Below are 15,713 nucleotides of genomic sequence, written 5' to 3' on the forward strand. Positions count from 1 at the left end.
CAGGTGCGTTAGCGGTACACGCGCTCGCAACGGCGTTCGACGATGCGGTCGCCCTTGGTTTCCTGGCTGTTGCCCTGCACCTTGCGGCCGATCGCACCGCCGGCGACGGCGCCGCCCACGGTAGCGACCTTCTTGCCGTTGCCGCTGCCGACCTGGTTGCCCAGCAGGCCGCCGACCACGGCGCCGATGGCGGTACCGGCCACGCGGTTCGGGTCGCGGGTGTTCTTCTGCACTTCCACGTTGCGGCATTCCACTTTGCTGCCGTCGCTGAAGCGGCGACCCTCGTCTTCGGGGCCGTAATAGCTGTTTTGCGCGGCGGCGGCCGACATCACCGACAGCAGGCCGAGCGACAGCACGAGGCGGGAGGTCTTCATGCGCTTCTCCTGGTGAGTATCGCCGGGCCAGCCTGCGCGCGATGTTGCGAACTCGAGGTGAAAGGTGTGCGTGCGCGTTCACCCGCCAGTGCGCTTGCCGTGACGCGCACGCGACAAACATGACCACGGAATGACGATTCCATGCCGCGTTGACATCCACGCCACGCCTGCGCGCCTACGTTGGGCGCATCCATCGACGAGGAGGTTCCCATGCATACCCCCGAAGAACTCGAGAAGAAGCTGTGGAAGGCGCTGAAATCCGACCGCACCCTGATGCTGGGCCTGGACGGCGCAGAAGACGGCCACACCCGTCCGATGACCGCATTGCTGGAACACGAAGGCCGCGGCCCGTTGTGGATCTTCACCGCCACCGACAACCTGCTCGCGCAGCGCTCGCAGACACCGCAACGCGCCATCGCCACGTTCGCCTCGATGGGCCACGACCTGTTCGCCAGCCTGCAGGGTGCGCTGGTGCGCGATGACGACCGCGCCGTGATCGAACGCCTGTGGAATCCGTTCGTGGCCGCCTGGTACGAAGACGGCAAGGACGACCCCAAGCTCGCGCTGCTGCGCTTCGATCCCGAACACGCCGAGATCTGGCTCAACGAGCAGAGCCTGTGGGCCGGCATGAAGCTGCTGTTCGGCGTAGACCCCAAGCAGGACTACGAAGACAAGGTGGCCGAGGTGAACCTGCGCGGATGACAAGCGTTGCACGTGGTGCAGAAGTGCTTGCGAGTGCATCGCGGTGTGGGGTTGCATCTGCTACATGCGTTTACGCATTGACGGCGTGATGGTCTTGGCCTCGCGCGATTGAGTGGCTACTTCGGACAAGCGGTCGTCCGTGCGGCGCGCGCGCGCGCGTTCTGAATCAGTGCGACACGTAGCGATGGAACTCGATCGGATGCGCACTGACGTGCTGGACGCAGGGATGGTTTGTCCACCCGCGGCGTTGTACGCGTAAACAGGGGCTGTGCGGTGAGACGTGATGGCGCCCGGTGGGTGCCGTCACCCGGTGGGTGTCGCGCGTGGGCGCATCCCCAGGCACAGGAGACCCACGATGACGCACGGTTACGAAATGCGCGGTTCCTACACCGCGGAGAAGAATCCTGCACAAGCGCGCTTCGGACGTATCTTCCCCAAGGCAGCAGTAGGAAAATCATGGCCCGATCCCGCAGCGCTCGGGAAGCGCGGCGGCCCGATGGACCAGGGTACGAGCCACGGCCAGACGCCCGCGCCCGACGGCGCATTGGGTACGCAGGACAATCCCTCGATCCCCGCGGCCTTCACGTATCTGGGTCAGTTCATCGATCACGACATCACGCTCGATCCGACCTCGAGCCTGGAGCGCCAGAACGATCCGGAGGCGACCCGCAATTTCCGCACGGCCAATCTGGAGCTCGACAATCTCTATGGCGCCGGCCCCGCGTCGCATCCGTTCCTGTACGACAGGACGCGGCCGGGACGCTTCCTGCTGGGTACGTTGCAGGGCGGTGATCCCGCTGATCCTGCGCAGCGCATGGATCTGCCGCGGAATGCGCAGGATGTCGCGCTCATCGGAGACCCGCGCAACGACGAGAACCTGATCGTCTCGCAACTGCACCTGGCCTTCCTGCGCTTCCACAACGCGGTCATGGACGACATCGACATCGGGCTGGGCGACGATGGCTTTTCCGCGGACGAAGGAAAGTTCGATCGCGCGCAGCGGCTGGTGCGCTGGCACTACCAGTGGCTGGTGCTCAAGCACTTCCTGCCCGCCACCGTGGGCCCGGGCGTCGTGGAGGATGTGCTGCAGAACGGGCGGAAGCTCTACGACCCGAACAACAAGGCCGAGGAGGCCTTCATCCCGGTGGAGTTCTCGGTCGCGGCGTACCGCTTCGGCCACAGTCAGGTGCAGCCGGGTTACCTGGTGAATCCGGGATTCGGCGCCGGCCTGTTCCCCGGGGTGATCAACGCGCCCATCGTGCCGCGCAGCGATCTGCGCGGTGGACCGCTGAGCGCGCGCGAAGTGGTCAACTGGAATCTCTTCATCGATACCGGCCTGCCGCGCGGCGGCGGCACCCGGTTCTCGGCGCTGATCAACGAAAAGCTGGTGGCGCCGCTGCTGAATCTTCCGCTGTCCGTCGTGCCGGTGCTCAGCCTGCCCGATGGCGATCCGCAGCGATCGCTGGCTACGCGCAACCTGATGCGGGCCGCCGCCTTCGAGTTGCCCTCGGGTGCGGAAGCGGTTGCGGAGGCGAACAGGCTGGGCGTCAACATCCCGCTGGTGCCATCCGCGCAGATCTGGAGCGGCGATCTGCAGCCCTTCGCCAGCCACGATGTGCCGCTGTGGTTCTACGTGCTGCGCGAGGCCGCGGTGTTGGCCGACGGCAAGCACCTGGGGCCGTTGGGAGGCAGGATCGTGGCCGAGGTGCTGATCGGTCTGCTGCAGAAGGATCCGATCTCGTTCCTGGTCGCCAAGCCGGACTGGAAGCCGATGTTCGGACGCGTCACGGGCGACTTCGATCTGGTGGATCTGCTGCGCAAGGCGGGCATGGCCGGGACGTGAGTGGACCGCATGCGGTCGCCAGGGCAGGGCCGTCGGTGACGACCCTGCCGTTGGTCACGACTTCCCCAACGGCACCTGACTCCAACCGCCCAACGGTGGCCGGATGCCGGGGCACGGCCCGTGACAGGGGAAAACCAACGCGCTGGAACAGGGGCCAGGCCGCGGTGATCACGCACCGGATGCCACGCCCCATGTTGCTGTACTCGCAAACCCATCTGCATAACCTGCTGGATCGCCTGGAAACCAGCGATGCCCGCACCACCGGCCAGTTGGAAGCCCTCACCGTGTGGGTGGCGGCGCTGGTCCAAACCCATCCCGATGGCGCCCAACTGCGCGCCACCGCGCAGGCGCTCTCTGCCCGCAATCCCTTCCGCGCGCTCTGCCAGTACCAGGAAGAAGTGGCCGCGTACGACGCCACGTTCTGCCAGCTGCAATCGCTGGCGTCGTTGGCCGAGCCGCTGCCCCGCGTGCGCCTGCCGCCGCCGCCCAACGTATGAGGCGCCGTTCGCCCGATGCGGGCCGCCGTCGCGTCGTGCGCGCCAGGCGCCAATGCGAAGGCTGCACGCCCGGCATCGCCCCGCTGTCCACGGCCGGGTTGCTGGCCGTTGCGGTGATGGCGATGGGCGCGACGGCCGCGCCGGAGACCTTGCGGGGGGTGGCAGAGGCGATGTCCGATATCCAGGCGCCATCGGCGCAGGCCCGCACGGAAGCATGAAACATACGCAGGCGCCTTCTCCCCGCCACGCGGGAAAAGGGGCCATCATGCGATGCCATGCATCGCGCCAGAAGAAAGCGCGCCAGAAGAAAGCGCGCTGGAAGAAAGAAGGTACCGCGCCAGCGATCCTATCGACGGGGACGCACATGCAGCCGAGCTGGGCGAAGCTAGGGCTTCGCACAACGGTACCCTTGTGGTCGCCGTGGCTGTTCACCTGGATCCGGCTGGCCGCGACGCGGCACCGACCACGCCTGCAGTGTCGCGCGGTATCCGCAAAGACCGCGTCAACGCGCGCGTGCACGCCGCGCGAAACTGCGCGCCGGATCACACGCGCGTGTGAACATACGCTGTCTTGCTTGCGGGATCACAGCCGGCACACGCAACGCAGGCGGATCGCGCCGCGCGCCACGCCGTGCTGGCGCGCCGCGTCATCGCGCAAGGTCGCCACGATGGCGTCGGCCGACGCCTTCGCTCCGTCGTTGAGGCGCGCGGCCACCTGGCCCCACGCGATGCAGTGCCCGCCGTCGTAGACCTCGTAGTCGGCGAAGTACTGTCCAAGGCATGCGCCGCCGTCCGCATCAGGTGCCGACATGCACATCGCATTCGCAGGCCGCGCAGCCGAGCTGTTCCAGCGCGATCTCCAATGCAAGCGCATAGCTGCGTGCGCCGTAACCATCGACCACCGCGAGACGACGGCCGGTGGCGGCGGGCAGGGTGCCTTCATCGAGGGCGTCGTGCACTTCCACGTAGGGATGAGCGAGGCCCTGCACCGCGCGCTGCAGCAACGGATGGTCGGTGAGTGCGCCGGGGTCGAGCAGGGTGGCGCGCACGCCCCATTCGTTGGCGAGGCGCAGCGCGGTGAGCACTTCGGTGGTGGAGCCGCAGCTGCGCACGGCGAGCGTCTGCCCCGCGCAACCGGCGCGCTGGACCAGCGCACCCAGCACCGATGGCGGCAGGGGCGGGGGTGGCGACGTGAGGGTGTCGCGGCGTTCGGGGCCGCGGATGACGAGGATGGACATGAGGGGCTCCGGATCAGGCATGGAAGGGCTCCGCGACAGGCGCGCGGTCGGCGCGGCGTAGCGCGATGTCCAGCGCCATCGTGTAGGCGCGCGGCAGGTCGTCGCGCAGGATCACGGTGACCAGCGGCGCGTGCCGTGGCTGCAGGCGCGGTTCCAGCGCATGCGCGGCGTCGTCGTGCAGTTCGATGTACGGCGTGGGCCATGCGTCCAGCGCGTCGCGCAGGGCTCGCGTGTGCGCTGCGTCCGGCAGCGTCAGGTCGCCGACATCGAGCAGCAACACGTCGGCACGATCGCCGCGCGCGCGGCACAGGCCAGCGAGCAGGTCGCGGGCGGTCGCGAAGGCACGGCAGTGGATCGCCTGCCCGGCGGCGTGCGCCCGGGCGCGCAGCGATCGGTCGAGGAAGGAAGTGTCGGGATGCGTGGCATGCGGGCCGCGCAGGATCAGGATGGACATGGAGCGGTCGGTGGCGCACAGCGTGTGCGGTGTGGCCACGTTAGGCCCGCACCCCGTAACGTCGCCATGCGTTCCGGCGACGGAGGCGTAAAGAACGCGTAGCGGACTATGCCGTTTCCAGTTCCTTGCGCATGCGGGCGTAGTCGCGCCGGTACTGGCGGGCGAGCTGCGTCTTCCTGGTGGCGCTGAGGATGCGGCCGGAAACCTGGAAGAACTTCTTCTCTTCCTCGCGCAGGTGGTGGTGCACTTTCTCGGACAGCGCGCGCGCTTTCTTCAGCCACGCGGCGTGGCGCGGATCGAGGGCCTGGATGTCTTCGACGAGTTCGTCGATCTCGTGATGTTCGTGCAAGGCATGTCGCGAGGAATTCAATCCGCGGTCGTCCATCAGGAGGGGCACGTAGAGGAAGCGCTCCTCGGCGGCGGCGTGCGCGGCCAGCTCGATGCGCAACGCGGTGAACAGGTCCAGCCGCTCGCGCGTGCCGGCTTTGGAGCGCAGCACGCGGCGGCACAGCGCGCGCTGGGCCTCGTGGCTTTCGTGCAGGGCGTCGTAGATGGACTCGGGCATGGCGCGCTCGGGATGGCTGGCGGAATGGCAGCGTCCCTCACGCGCTGTCGAGGCCGCGTTAACGGCGCCTCGCGGACACTCGCTGTCCACAATGCGCGCGGATACTGCCGCGACCACCACCGGAGGTTTTGCCATGGAAACCCATGAACTGCATCGCGGTCGCTTGATCGACCACATCCAGCTGGTCGTGCGCGACCTGGACGCCAGCCGCGCGTTCTACGCCGCGGTGTTCGACGTGCTCGGCATTCCGATGGGCGGCGACGGCGGCAACTACTTCTGGGCGGACGAGCTGTTCGTCTCCACCGCCGACAGCGAAGCGGCGGACGGCAAGCTCACCGGCCGCCACCACATCGCGTTCCAGGCGCAGGACCGCGCGATGGTGGACCGCTTCCACGAGACCGCGCTGGCGCACGGCGGCAAGGACAACGGAGCGCCGGGCCTGCGGGCGTATCACCCGGGTTACTACGGCGCGTTCGTGCTGGACCCGGACGGCAACAACATCGAAGCGGTGTACCACGGCGAAGCCAAGCGCAGTGCGCCGTCGGTGAAGGTGGAGTTCTAGCCCCGCGCGTTCCCTCTCCCTGCGTAGCGGGGAGAGGGTGCCGAAGGCGGGTGAGGGGCGAACGAAGTCCAGGACGACGAACCCCGAGGTAATACCGCGTTCGCGCGCGCCCCTCATCCGCCCTTCGGGCACCTTCTCCCCGCCTTGCGGGGAGAAGGAAGCGTCACACGCTTACAAGAACATCCCGCCCGAGGCTTCGATGCGCTGCGCGTTGACCCAGCGGTTGGCGGGCGAGAGCAGCGAGGCGACCACGCCACCGATGTCGTCGGGTACGCCCACGCGGCCGAGTGCGGTCTGCGAGGCGACGAAGGCATTGAGCTGGGCGTTGTCGCGCACGGCGCCGCCGCCGAAGTCGGTTTCGATCGCACCGGGTGCAATGATGTTCACCGCGATGCCGCGCGCGCCCAGTTCCTTCGCCTGGTAGCGCGTCAGCACTTCCATTGCGCCCTTCATCGCCGCATAGGCGGCGTAGCCGGGCAGGGCGAAGCGCGCCAGGCCGGACGAGATGTTGATGATGCGGCCGCCATCGGCGAGCAGCGGCAACAACGCCTGGGTGAGGAAGAACGGTCCCTTGAAGTGCACGTCGACCAGCGCGTCGAACTGCGCCCGCGTGGTCTCGGCGAAACCGGCGTGCACGCCCATGCCGGCGTTGTTGACCAGATGATCGACACGTTCGCGGCCCCAGGCCGCAAGCCGTACGCGCACGGCCTCGGCGAAGGCGTCGAAGCTGTCGCTCTGGCCGACGTCCAGCGGCAGCGCGGCGGCGCGCTGGCCGAGGGCCTCGATCTCGGCCACGACGGCCTCGGCTTCGGACTGCTGGCTACGGTAGGTGATCAGCACGTCGTGGCCCTGGCGGGCGACGGCCAGCGCCATGTTGCGGCCCAGGCCGCGGCTGCCGCCGGTGATCAGGGTGAGAGGGGAGGTGGTTGGGGTCATGGCAGGTCTCCAGTCGGGGAAGGCGGTGGGTTCACCGTGGAAGCACTGTATTGGGCGTGATCTGATGGATAAACTGGCCTGAACCGATTGCACCGTTCGCCTGTGGCGAACAATCGCCGGAGCCACCATGAACCGCCTCGATGCCATGCAGGCTTTTGTCCGGGTCGCCGAGATGGCCAGCTTCACCCGTGCCGCCGACAGCCTGGGCCTGCCCAAGGCCAGCGTCTCCACCGCCGTGCAGCAGCTGGAAGCCTGGCTGGGCACCCAGTTGCTGCACCGGACCACCCGGCGCGTGCAGCTCACCCAGGACGGGCAGGCCTTCTACGAGCGCTGCCAGGACCTGCTGGCCGACATGGACGAAGTGCAGCACCTGTTCGCGCGTTCGCCGCAGGCGCTGCGCGGCCGGTTGCGGGTGGACATGCCGGCGCGCTTCGCGCGGCACTTCGTGCTGCCGCACCTGCCGGCGTTCCTGCACGACCATCCGCAACTCGCGCTGGAGCTGAGCTGCACCGACCGCCGCGTGGACGTGGTGCGCGAGGGCTTCGACTGCGTGCTGCGGGTGGGCACGCTGGCCGACACCAGCCTGATCGCGCGGCCGCTGGGCCAGCTGCGGGTGGTGACCTGCGCCAGCCCGGCGTATCTGCAGCGCCATGGCGTGCCGCAGTCGCCGGGGGATCTGCACACGCACCGGCTGATCCACTACGCCAGCCAGTTCGGCGGCAAGCCCGACGGCTGGGAGTACTGGGATGGCGCGCGCTACGCCAGCGTGCCGATGGAAGGCGCGCTGACGGTCAACAGTTCCGATGCCTACGAAGCGGCGTGCATCGCCGGCCTGGGCCTGATCCAGGCGCCGGTCGCCGGCCTGCGCACGCTGGTGGAGCAGGGGCTGCTGGAGGAGGTGCTGCCGCAGTACGCCGCCGAGCCGATGCCGGTGACGCTGCTGTACGCGCACCGCCGCCACCTGCCGCAGCGCGTGCAGGCGTTCATGGCGTGGCTGACGGAGACGACGCGCCCTTACCTGGATGCGTGATCTGGATGCGTAGCCGCGATCACACGGCGTGACGGCCGTGCGCGTCGGCGGTGGCGCGGCGCTTCACCAGCGCACGGAAGAACGGGCCGGTGAGCAGCGTGGACAGCACGGCGAGGGTGACCAGCGCGGCGAAGGCGTGTTCGGACAGCAGGCCCTTGTCGCGCAGGATGGTGGCCGCGACGATTTCCATCAGGCCCTTGCATTGCAGCAGCGCGCCGACCGCGAGCGCGTCGCGGCGCGACAGCGTGGACGAGGGCGGGCAGGCGATCACGGCGGCCAGCTTGGCGGCCACGGCCACCACCAGCAGCGCCACCGAGGCCTGCAGCGAGGCCCAGCCCAGCACGCTGCCATCGATCTTCAATCCGCTGTGGCCGAAGAACAGCGGGGCGATGCCGATCAGGGCGAACTGGCCGAGGCGTTCGACCGGCACGCGGCGCGACCATGCGGAGGGCACCATCGCGCCGCCGAAGTACGCGCCGAGCAACGCATGCAGGCCCAGCTGCGAACTGGCCCATGCACCGGCGACGAGGAACACCGGCAATGCGATCCACACCGCCCACACCGGCGGGGCGGCCTGTGCGCGCTGCGCCAGCCGACCTGCGAAGGCGAGCGCCACGAGCACGCCGACGGCCAACGCGGTGGCCGACGACGCACTGGCGAGCAGCGAGCCGCCTTCGGCCGCGAGCAGCAGCAGCGCGAGCCCGGTCCAGAGCACGGCATCGTCGATCACGGCGATGCGCAATGCGATCTGGGTGAGCGGGCGGTGCAGCGGTCCGAGCTCGCGGATGATGCCGATCAGCACCGGCAGCGCGCTGACCGCGATGCACAGGCCGATCGCGAGCGAGCCCATCCACGCGCCGCCCTTCGGTGCGTCCCAACCCGGCAGGCCGGTGAAGTAGTAATGCGCCGCCAGCGTGCCGGCGACGAACGGCAGCAGCAGCGCCATGCTGGCGCTGGCGATGAAACGCAGCGCCTGCGGGCGCGGCAGCGGCGCCGCATTCGGCGCGCTGGGCAGGTGCGCGGACTGGCGTGTTTCCAGGCCGGCGGTGAAGGCGAGCAGCAGCACGCCGATGAAGCCGATCTGGTCGCCGAGCTTCGACGGCACGCCCCAGCTGGCGGGCAGTACGCCGGTGGCCGCCAGCAGCAGGCCGATGATGATCGGGATGACGGCGATCGGGATCGACCGCCCCAACGCGCGCCAGGCCGTCCAGGCCAGGCCGATGAAGATCAGGGCATCGAGGGCGAGCGCGGTGAGATCGGTCATGGCGGCGATGTTACCCGTGGGTCGCGCGCGGTGTCGCGGCGTGCTGGCGGGCATAGCGTCGCGGCGGCAGGCCGGTGAGGCGCAGGAAGGCCGTGCTGAACGTGGCGGGCGAGCGGTAGCCGACCTGTTCGGCGGCTTCTGCCACGCTGACGCGACCTTCGCGCAGCAACTCGCGGGCCAGGGCCATCCGCCAGTGCAGCAGGTAGCTCATGGGGGCGATGCCGAGGGCGCGGCTGAAACGTTCGAAGTACGCCGAGCGCGAGAGCGCGGCGTGCCGGGCGAGCTCGGTGACGGTCCAGGCATGCGCGGGCCGTGCGTGCAGTTCGCGCAGCGACGGTGCGAGGCGTGGATCGGCGAGTCCGCGCAGCAGGCCCGGTGGCGCGGCGGCCGCGGGCGTGGCGCGCAGGGCTTCCACCAGCAGCAGGTCCACCAGCCGGGACAGCACCACGTCGCGTCCCGGGCGGTCGTCGTCGGCTTCATCGCTCAGCAGCGTCACCAACGGCGAGAAGCGCGGTACGCCGCGCACATGCACCAGCGCGGGCAGCAGCGCGGCGAGCAGGCCGGGTTCATCCGCGTCGAAACGGAACCAGCCACCGAGCAGGCGCACGTCCGGCGGTCCGTCCTGGCGGCCGTGGCGGATCGCCTGGTCGGGGGGCGGATCGCGGACGGGATCGATGTGGTGGGGGAGCTGCGTGCGCCCATCGGACAACAGGAACCCCGGTGTCGCCGGCAGCAGCACGAAATCGCCGGTTTCGAGCAGCACGGGCGCATGGTCATCGACGGCCAGCACGCACTGGCCGGCCTGGACGATGCAGAAGCTCGGTTCGCCGAACCGGCTGTACCGCACGGCCCAGGCACCCGCGGCGGTGATGCCCTTGGAGAAGGCGGCCTGCGGGCGGAGCAGGCGGACGACGTCGGACAGCGGGTCTGACATATGGACGATCCAACAAGAAATGTGGACGCAGGGCGATAGAGCGTCCGGTGATGCTCGCCTATCGTGGCCTCCCGATCAACGACCCCGGAATCCTTCCATGAAGACCGTCCTCATCACCGGCTGTTCCTCCGGCTACGGCCTGGCGACCGCCCGCCACTTCCACGCCCAGGGCTGGCGCGTCATCGCCACCATGCGCACGCCGCGCCCCGAGCTGCTGCCCACCGACGAACGCTTGCGCGTGCTGGCCCTGGATGTCACCCGGCCCGACAGCATCGCGGCCGCGCTGGAGGCCGCCGGCCCGCTGGATGTGCTGGTCAACAATGCCGGGTTGGGCCTGTTCGGCGCGTTCGAGGCCACGCCGATGTCGACCGTGCGCGAGATTTTCGACACCAACACGTTCGGCACGATGGCGATGGCGCAGGCGGTGATTCCCGCGTTCCGTGCGCGGCGTGCGGGCACCATCGTCAACGTCACGTCCAGCGCCACCCTGGCACCGATGCCGCTGGTGGCGGCCTACACCGCGAGCAAGACGGCGGTCGAAGGCTTCACCGCGTCGCTCGCGCACGAGTTGGGCGCGTTCGACGTGGCGGTGCGATTGGTCGAGCCGGGCTACGCACCCACTACGCGCTTCGCCGCGAACGGAGAGGAGCGCATGCGAGGCTTGGTGCCCGATGCCTACGCGCGTTACGCGCAGGACGTGTTCGCCGGGTTCGCCGATGCCAGCGCGTTCACCCTGGAAACCGACGTCGCACAGGCGGTGTGGGCGGCGGTCCACGACACGGGTGGACAGCTGCGATTCCCCGCCGGCGCCGATGCGGTGGCGCTGGCCGCGGCGTAGGGAAATCGCGTCGCGTCAGATCCCGTAATCCGGCAGGGTCAGTTCGTCGTGGAAGTAGCGCCCCATCAGGAGCCGGGGGAAGACGGGCAGGCGCATCAGGAGCGTGGTGTAGTCGCGCAGGCGCACGCCGAGCGCCGTTCTGGGCACGAACGAGGCGGCCAGGCTTTCCGCGTGTTTCTGCTTGCGGGCGACGACGGCGTGCAGGCGCGCCTGGTAGCGCGCAAGCGCCGCGGCGGTGTCGTCGCCGTGTCGGTGGAGTTCGCCCGCGAGTACGTAGGCTTCCGCCAGCGCGAAGCCCGCGCCTTCTCCTGCGATGAGGGACGGGCACGCTGCGGCATCGCCGATCAACGCCACGTTGCCCTGGACCCAGCGGTCCATGCGGATCTGGCTGATGCTGTCGAAGTAGATGTCGTCCGCCTGCTCGACCGCCGACACGATGGCGGTGGATTCCCACCCGATGCCGGTGAGCGCACGGACCAGCGCGGCCTGGCGTCCGGCAAGGTCGCGGGGTGTTCCGTCTGCGAGATGTTCGTCGCGCAGCAGGACGAAGAAGAGCATCCGATCGTCGCGCATCGGAAAGCGCGCGACGTAGCGACCGGGCGCGGTGTAGGCCACGTAGGCGTTCCCGTTGCGGGGCCGGTAGCCGGCCACCTCGAACGAAGCGACGTGGCACCCCATCGGATACTCGAACCGCGCCTGCGGGCCGAACGCGTATTCGCGGACGCGCGAATGCAGACCGTCGGCGCCGATCACGAGATCGGCTTCCTGCGGCGCCGCCTGCTCGAACATGACGCGCACCCGCGCCCCGTCATCCTCGATGGCCGTGATGCTGTCGCCGAACCGGGTGTCCACCCGGCCATCGAGGGCGCCGTAGAGGGTCGCGGCGATATCGGACCTCGCCAGCGTGGCCATGCGTCCGTGTGCGAGCTTCAGCAGCACGCTGGACGGATAGCCGCCGCGGGTGCGCCCGGCCTGGTCCACCATGCGCAACGCGTCGGTGGTGTGCTGCATGTCCAGCAACGTGGGCAGCAGGCCCATGCGCTCCAGCGCGTCGTAGCCGATGCCCCAGAGGTTGACCACGAAACCGCCCGTCCGCAGTGCAGGCGCGCGCTCCACCAGCGTCACGCCGTGGCCGAGCCTGCCCAGCCAGTACGCCAGCGCGGTCCCCGCGATACCGGCTCCGTTGATGACGACCTTCATCGATGCGTCTCCCCGTGGTTCGAATCCAAGCGTGCCCGGTATCGGCCAGGCACGCACGTTGTCGCGGTGGCGCAAGAAAAAGCCCCGCATCGGCGGGGCTTCTTCGTCATACGTGGCGCCGCACTCAGGCGTCCACTTCGTCTTTGTACGCATCCACCGGGATGCAGGCGCACATGACGTTCTTGTCGCCGTAGACGTTGTCCACGCGTCCCACCGGCGGCCAGTACTTCTGCAGCTTCAGCGTGGCCAGCGGGAATGCGGCCAGTTCGCGCGGATAGGCGTGGGTCCACTCGCTGGCCATCACCATCGTGGCGGTGTGCGGCGCGTTCTTCAGCGGGTTGTCCTCGCGGTCCAGGCGGCCGTCCTCGACCGCGCGGATCTCCTCGCGGATCTCGATCATCGCGTCGATGAAGCGGTCCAGCTCGTGCTGCGATTCGCTCTCGGTCGGCTCGACCATCAGCGTGCCGGCGACCGGGAAGCTCAGCGTGGGCGCGTGGAAGCCGAAGTCGATCAGGCGCTTGGCGACGTCTTCGGCGCTGATGCCGGTGGCGTCCTTGATCGGGCGCAGGTCGAGGATGCACTCGTGCGCCACCAGCCCGTTGCGGCCGGTGTAGAGCGTCTCGTAATGCGCTTCCAGGCGCTTGGCGATGTAGTTGGCGTTGAGCAGCGCCACCTGGGTGGCCTTGCGCAGGCCGGAGGCGCCCATCAGGGTGACGTACATCCAGCTGATCGGCAGGATGCTGGCGCTGCCGAAGCTGGCCGCGCTGACCATGCCGACGTCGCCTTCGCCGCCCAGCTTCTTCGGCAGGTACGGCGCCAGGTGCGCCTTCACCGCGCAGGGACCGACGCCGGGGCCGCCGCCGCCGTGCGGAATGCAGAAGGTCTTGTGCAGGTTGAGGTGCGAAACGTCCGAGCCCCACTTGCCGGGCTTGGCCACGCCGACGAGGGCATTCATGTTGGCGCCGTCGGTGTACACCTGGCCGCCGTGCTGGTGGACGATGTCGCAGATGGCGACCACGTCTTCCTCGAACACGCCATGCGTGGACGGGTAGGTGATCATGATCGCGGCCAGGCGGTCGCTGTACTTCTCGGCGGCGCGGCGGATGTCCTCCACGTCGACGTTGCCGTTGGCATCGCACTTGGTGACCACCACGGTCATGCCGCACATCTGCGCGCTGGCCGGGTTGGTGCCGTGCGCGGATTCGGGGATCAGGCAGATGTCGCGATGGGCATCGCCGCGCGCGCGGTGGTAGGCGCGGATGGCGAGCAGGCCGGCGTACTCGCCCTGCGCGCCGGAGTTCGGCTGCAGGCTGACGGCGTCGTAGCCGGTGCATTCGACCAGCATCGCTTCCAGTTCATCGATCAGCTGCGTGTAGCCCTGCGACTGCTCGGCCGGCGCGAACGGGTGGATGTTGCCGAACTCCGGCCACGTCACCGGGATCATCTCGGCGGTGGCGTTGAGCTTCATGGTGCAGCTGCCCAGCGGGATCATGGTGCGGTCCAGCGCCAGGTCCTTGTCCGACAGCGCGCGCATGTAGCGCAGCAGTTCGTGCTCGCTGTGGTGCGTGTTGAACACTGGGTGGGTCAGGAACGCACTGGTGCGCCGCAAGCCGGCCGGGATCAGCGACGGTGCGGCGGCATCCAGCGCGTCGATCGACGGCAGCGTGGCGCCTTCGCCGGCGAACACGCCCCACAGCGCTTCGACTTCGGCGCGCGTGGTGGTTTCGTCCAGCGACAGGCACAGCGAGCCGTTGCCGCGCACGCGCAGGTTGATGCGTGCGGCGCGGGCGCGGGCGAGGATGGCATCGCGGGCATCGCCCGGTTCGATGCACAGGGTGTCGAAGGCGCTGGCGTGCACCGCCGGGTAGCCCAGCGTGCGCAGGCCTTCGGCGAGGATGGCCGTGAGGCGGGCGACGCGGCCGGCGATGCGCTTCAGGCCGTCGGGGCCGTGGTAGACGGCGTACATGCTGGCCATCACGGCCAGCAGCACCTGCGCGGTACAGATGTTGGAAGTCGCCTTCTCGCGGCGGATGTGCTGTTCGCGCGTCTGCAGCGTCAGGCGGTAGGCGGCCTTGCCTTCGGCATCGACCGACACGCCGATCAGGCGGCCCGGCATGCTGCGCTTGTACGCGTCGCGGCAGGCCATGAAGCCCGCATGCGGGCCACCGAAACCGAACGGCACGCCGAAGCGCTGCGAGTTGCCGACCACGATGTCTGCGCCCATTTCGCCCGGCGACTTCAGCAGGGTCAGCGCGAGCAGGTCGGTGGCGACCACGAACAGCGCGTTGTGCGCGTGGATGGTCTCGGCATCCTTCGTCCATTCCTCGACCCAGCCGCTGGAGGCCGGGTACTGCACGAGCACGCCGAAGTAATCACCGGCGGCGAGCTTCTCGTGGAAGGCGTCGGTGGAGCGCACGACGTCGACGGTGATGCCCAGCGGTTCGGCGCGGGTAGCGAGCACTTCCAGCGTCTGCGGATGGGTGTCGCCGGCGACAAGGAAGGTGTTCGATTTCGACTTGGCCGAGCGCTTGGCCAGCGTCATCGCCTCGGCGGCGGCGGTGCCTTCGTCCAGCAGCGAAGCGTTGGCGATCTCCATGCCGGTCAGGTCGGCGACCATGGTCTGGAAGTTGATCAGCGCTTCCATGCGGCCTTGCGAGATCTCCGCCTGGTAGGGCGTGTAGGCCGTGTACCAGGCCGGGTTCTCGAGGATGTTGCGCAGGATGACCTTCGGCGTGTGGGTGCCGTAGTAGCCCTGGCCGATGAAGCTGCGGAAGACCTGGTTGCGGTCGGCGACGGCGCGGATCTTCGCCAGCGCTTCTTCCTCGTTGATCGGCGCGGGCAGGGCCAGCGGCTGCGCGGACTTGATGTTGCCCGGCACGATGGCATCGGTCATCGCGTCGAGCGACGCATGGCCGACGACACCGAGCATGTGCGCGATCTCGGCGTCGTTGGGGCCGATGTGGCGTTCGAGGAACGCGCCGTGGTGCTCGAGCTCGCGCAGGGTGGGGGTATTCGACATGGCAGGCATCCGGGAAGGGCAATGAGGACCGGCGCGCGGAAACCGCACGTGGGATGCCCCTCTGTCCTTTTGCCTGAGAGTTTGGAAGCACGGCGGACGAGGTCGCGTGCTTCGTGCCCCTTCGGCGCCGGCGCTGCCGCGAGGCGGCCGGTCTCTCCAGAGTGTCTGTTGCAGTGGTGGTATCGGGCCTGAGCGATTACGGGCGTTTGCGCCTTCGGCAGCCGGTCGCGTGCGACGGGCTTCTCCCACCGGGTATTG

Annotated in this window: 17 protein-coding genes and 1 riboswitch; of the genes, 7 read left to right on the forward strand and 10 right to left on the reverse strand. The window is 68.9% G+C overall.

Annotated elements, in window-relative coordinates; genetic code table 11:
- Positions 1-8: 8 nt before the first annotated feature.
- Positions 9-374, reverse strand: a complete 366-nt coding sequence (locus tag ASD72_RS18075; protein ID WP_056881361.1) for a glycine zipper 2TM domain-containing protein — start codon at positions 372-374, stop codon at positions 9-11.
- A 210-nt stretch (positions 375-584) separates the two neighbouring features.
- Here ASD72_RS18075 and ASD72_RS18080 point away from each other — a divergent pair, with 210 nt between their 5' ends.
- The 4 genes from ASD72_RS18080 (at position 585) to ASD72_RS18095 (ending at position 3,634) form a co-directional block, all read left to right on the forward strand.
- Complete coding sequence (locus ASD72_RS18080) at positions 585-1,076, forward strand: pyridoxamine 5'-phosphate oxidase family protein (RefSeq protein ID WP_056881362.1); 492 nt, start codon at positions 585-587, stop codon at positions 1,074-1,076.
- Between the two features lie 355 nt (positions 1,077-1,431).
- The gene (locus ASD72_RS18085; RefSeq protein ID WP_081420452.1) at positions 1,432-2,919 is read left to right on the forward strand and encodes a heme peroxidase family protein; all 1,488 of its coding nucleotides are present in this window, start codon (positions 1,432-1,434) and stop codon (positions 2,917-2,919) included.
- Between the two features lie 191 nt (positions 2,920-3,110).
- The gene (locus ASD72_RS18090; RefSeq protein WP_056881364.1) at positions 3,111-3,416 is read left to right on the forward strand and encodes a hypothetical protein; all 306 of its coding nucleotides are present in this window, start codon (positions 3,111-3,113) and stop codon (positions 3,414-3,416) included.
- Positions 3,413-3,634 (forward strand): hypothetical protein, encoded by a 222-nt coding sequence (locus tag ASD72_RS18095; protein ID WP_155944733.1) that lies wholly within the window; start codon positions 3,413-3,415, stop codon positions 3,632-3,634. Before ASD72_RS18090 ends, ASD72_RS18095 begins: the two co-directional genes overlap by 4 nt.
- A 364-nt stretch (positions 3,635-3,998) precedes the next feature.
- Here ASD72_RS18095 and ASD72_RS18100 read toward each other — a convergent pair whose 3' ends face one another.
- The 4 genes from ASD72_RS18100 to ASD72_RS18115 all read right to left on the reverse strand — a co-directional run bounded on the left by ASD72_RS18100 (position 3,999) and on the right by ASD72_RS18115 (position 5,672).
- Entirely contained in the window at positions 3,999-4,226 is a 228-nt protein-coding gene (locus tag ASD72_RS18100; RefSeq protein ID WP_056881366.1) for a hypothetical protein, read from the reverse strand.
- Positions 4,213-4,653 (reverse strand): hypothetical protein, encoded by a 441-nt coding sequence (locus ASD72_RS18105; RefSeq protein ID WP_056881367.1) that lies wholly within the window; start codon positions 4,651-4,653, stop codon positions 4,213-4,215. The genes ASD72_RS18100 and ASD72_RS18105 overlap by 14 nt, the downstream gene beginning before the upstream one ends.
- Positions 4,654-4,666: 13 nt before the next feature.
- Entirely contained in the window at positions 4,667-5,107 is a 441-nt protein-coding gene (locus ASD72_RS18110) for a hypothetical protein (RefSeq protein ID WP_155944734.1), read from the reverse strand.
- A 106-nt stretch (positions 5,108-5,213) separates the two neighbouring features.
- Positions 5,214-5,672: a hemerythrin domain-containing protein gene (locus tag ASD72_RS18115; protein ID WP_056881368.1), complete on the reverse strand. Its 459-nt coding sequence runs from the start codon at positions 5,670-5,672 to the stop codon at positions 5,214-5,216.
- Between the two features lie 133 nt (positions 5,673-5,805).
- On the opposite strand from ASD72_RS18115, the gene ASD72_RS18120 reads away from it, so the two are divergent.
- Complete coding sequence (locus ASD72_RS18120; RefSeq protein WP_056881369.1) at positions 5,806-6,234, forward strand: VOC family protein; 429 nt, start codon at positions 5,806-5,808, stop codon at positions 6,232-6,234.
- A 171-nt stretch (positions 6,235-6,405) separates the two neighbouring features.
- On the opposite strand, the gene ASD72_RS18125 is transcribed toward ASD72_RS18120, so the two are convergent.
- Positions 6,406-7,170, reverse strand: coding sequence for an SDR family oxidoreductase (locus ASD72_RS18125; RefSeq protein WP_056881370.1), 765 nt, complete (start codon positions 7,168-7,170; stop codon positions 6,406-6,408).
- 127 nt (positions 7,171-7,297) lie between these two features.
- Between ASD72_RS18125 and ASD72_RS18130 the strand changes: the two genes are divergently transcribed.
- The gene (locus tag ASD72_RS18130; protein WP_056881371.1) at positions 7,298-8,200 is read left to right on the forward strand and encodes a LysR family transcriptional regulator; all 903 of its coding nucleotides are present in this window, start codon (positions 7,298-7,300) and stop codon (positions 8,198-8,200) included.
- A 19-nt stretch (positions 8,201-8,219) separates the two neighbouring features.
- Here ASD72_RS18130 and ASD72_RS18135 read toward each other — a convergent pair whose 3' ends face one another.
- On the reverse strand, positions 8,220-9,464 hold the full coding sequence (locus ASD72_RS18135; RefSeq protein ID WP_056881479.1) for a cation:proton antiporter: 1,245 nt from the start codon (positions 9,462-9,464) through the stop codon (positions 8,220-8,222).
- A gap of 10 nt (positions 9,465-9,474) precedes the next feature.
- Positions 9,475-10,398 carry an AraC family transcriptional regulator gene (locus ASD72_RS18140; RefSeq protein ID WP_056881372.1) on the reverse strand — a complete coding sequence of 308 codons (924 nt, stop codon included), beginning with the start codon at positions 10,396-10,398 and terminating at the stop codon, positions 9,475-9,477.
- Between the two features lie 97 nt (positions 10,399-10,495).
- Between ASD72_RS18140 and ASD72_RS18145 the strand changes: the two genes are divergently transcribed.
- The gene (locus ASD72_RS18145; RefSeq protein WP_056881373.1) at positions 10,496-11,236 is read left to right on the forward strand and encodes an SDR family oxidoreductase; all 741 of its coding nucleotides are present in this window, start codon (positions 10,496-10,498) and stop codon (positions 11,234-11,236) included.
- 15 nt (positions 11,237-11,251) lie between these two features.
- Here ASD72_RS18145 and ASD72_RS18150 read toward each other — a convergent pair whose 3' ends face one another.
- Together ASD72_RS18150 and gcvP are read right to left on the reverse strand one after the other, a co-directional pair.
- Positions 11,252-12,436 carry an FAD-binding domain gene (locus ASD72_RS18150; RefSeq protein WP_056881374.1) on the reverse strand — a complete coding sequence of 395 codons (1,185 nt, stop codon included), beginning with the start codon at positions 12,434-12,436 and terminating at the stop codon, positions 11,252-11,254.
- A 124-nt stretch (positions 12,437-12,560) separates the two neighbouring features.
- Complete coding sequence (gene gcvP / locus ASD72_RS18155) at positions 12,561-15,464, reverse strand: aminomethyl-transferring glycine dehydrogenase (protein ID WP_200948928.1); 2,904 nt, start codon at positions 15,462-15,464, stop codon at positions 12,561-12,563.
- Positions 15,465-15,506: 42 nt separating this feature from the next.
- Positions 15,507-15,625, reverse strand: a riboswitch (glycine riboswitch).
- Positions 15,626-15,713 lie beyond the last annotated feature (88 nt).

Source organism: Pseudoxanthomonas sp. Root630 (genome assembly GCF_001427585.1).
Classification (GTDB): Bacteria; Pseudomonadota; Gammaproteobacteria; order Xanthomonadales; family Xanthomonadaceae; genus Pseudoxanthomonas_A.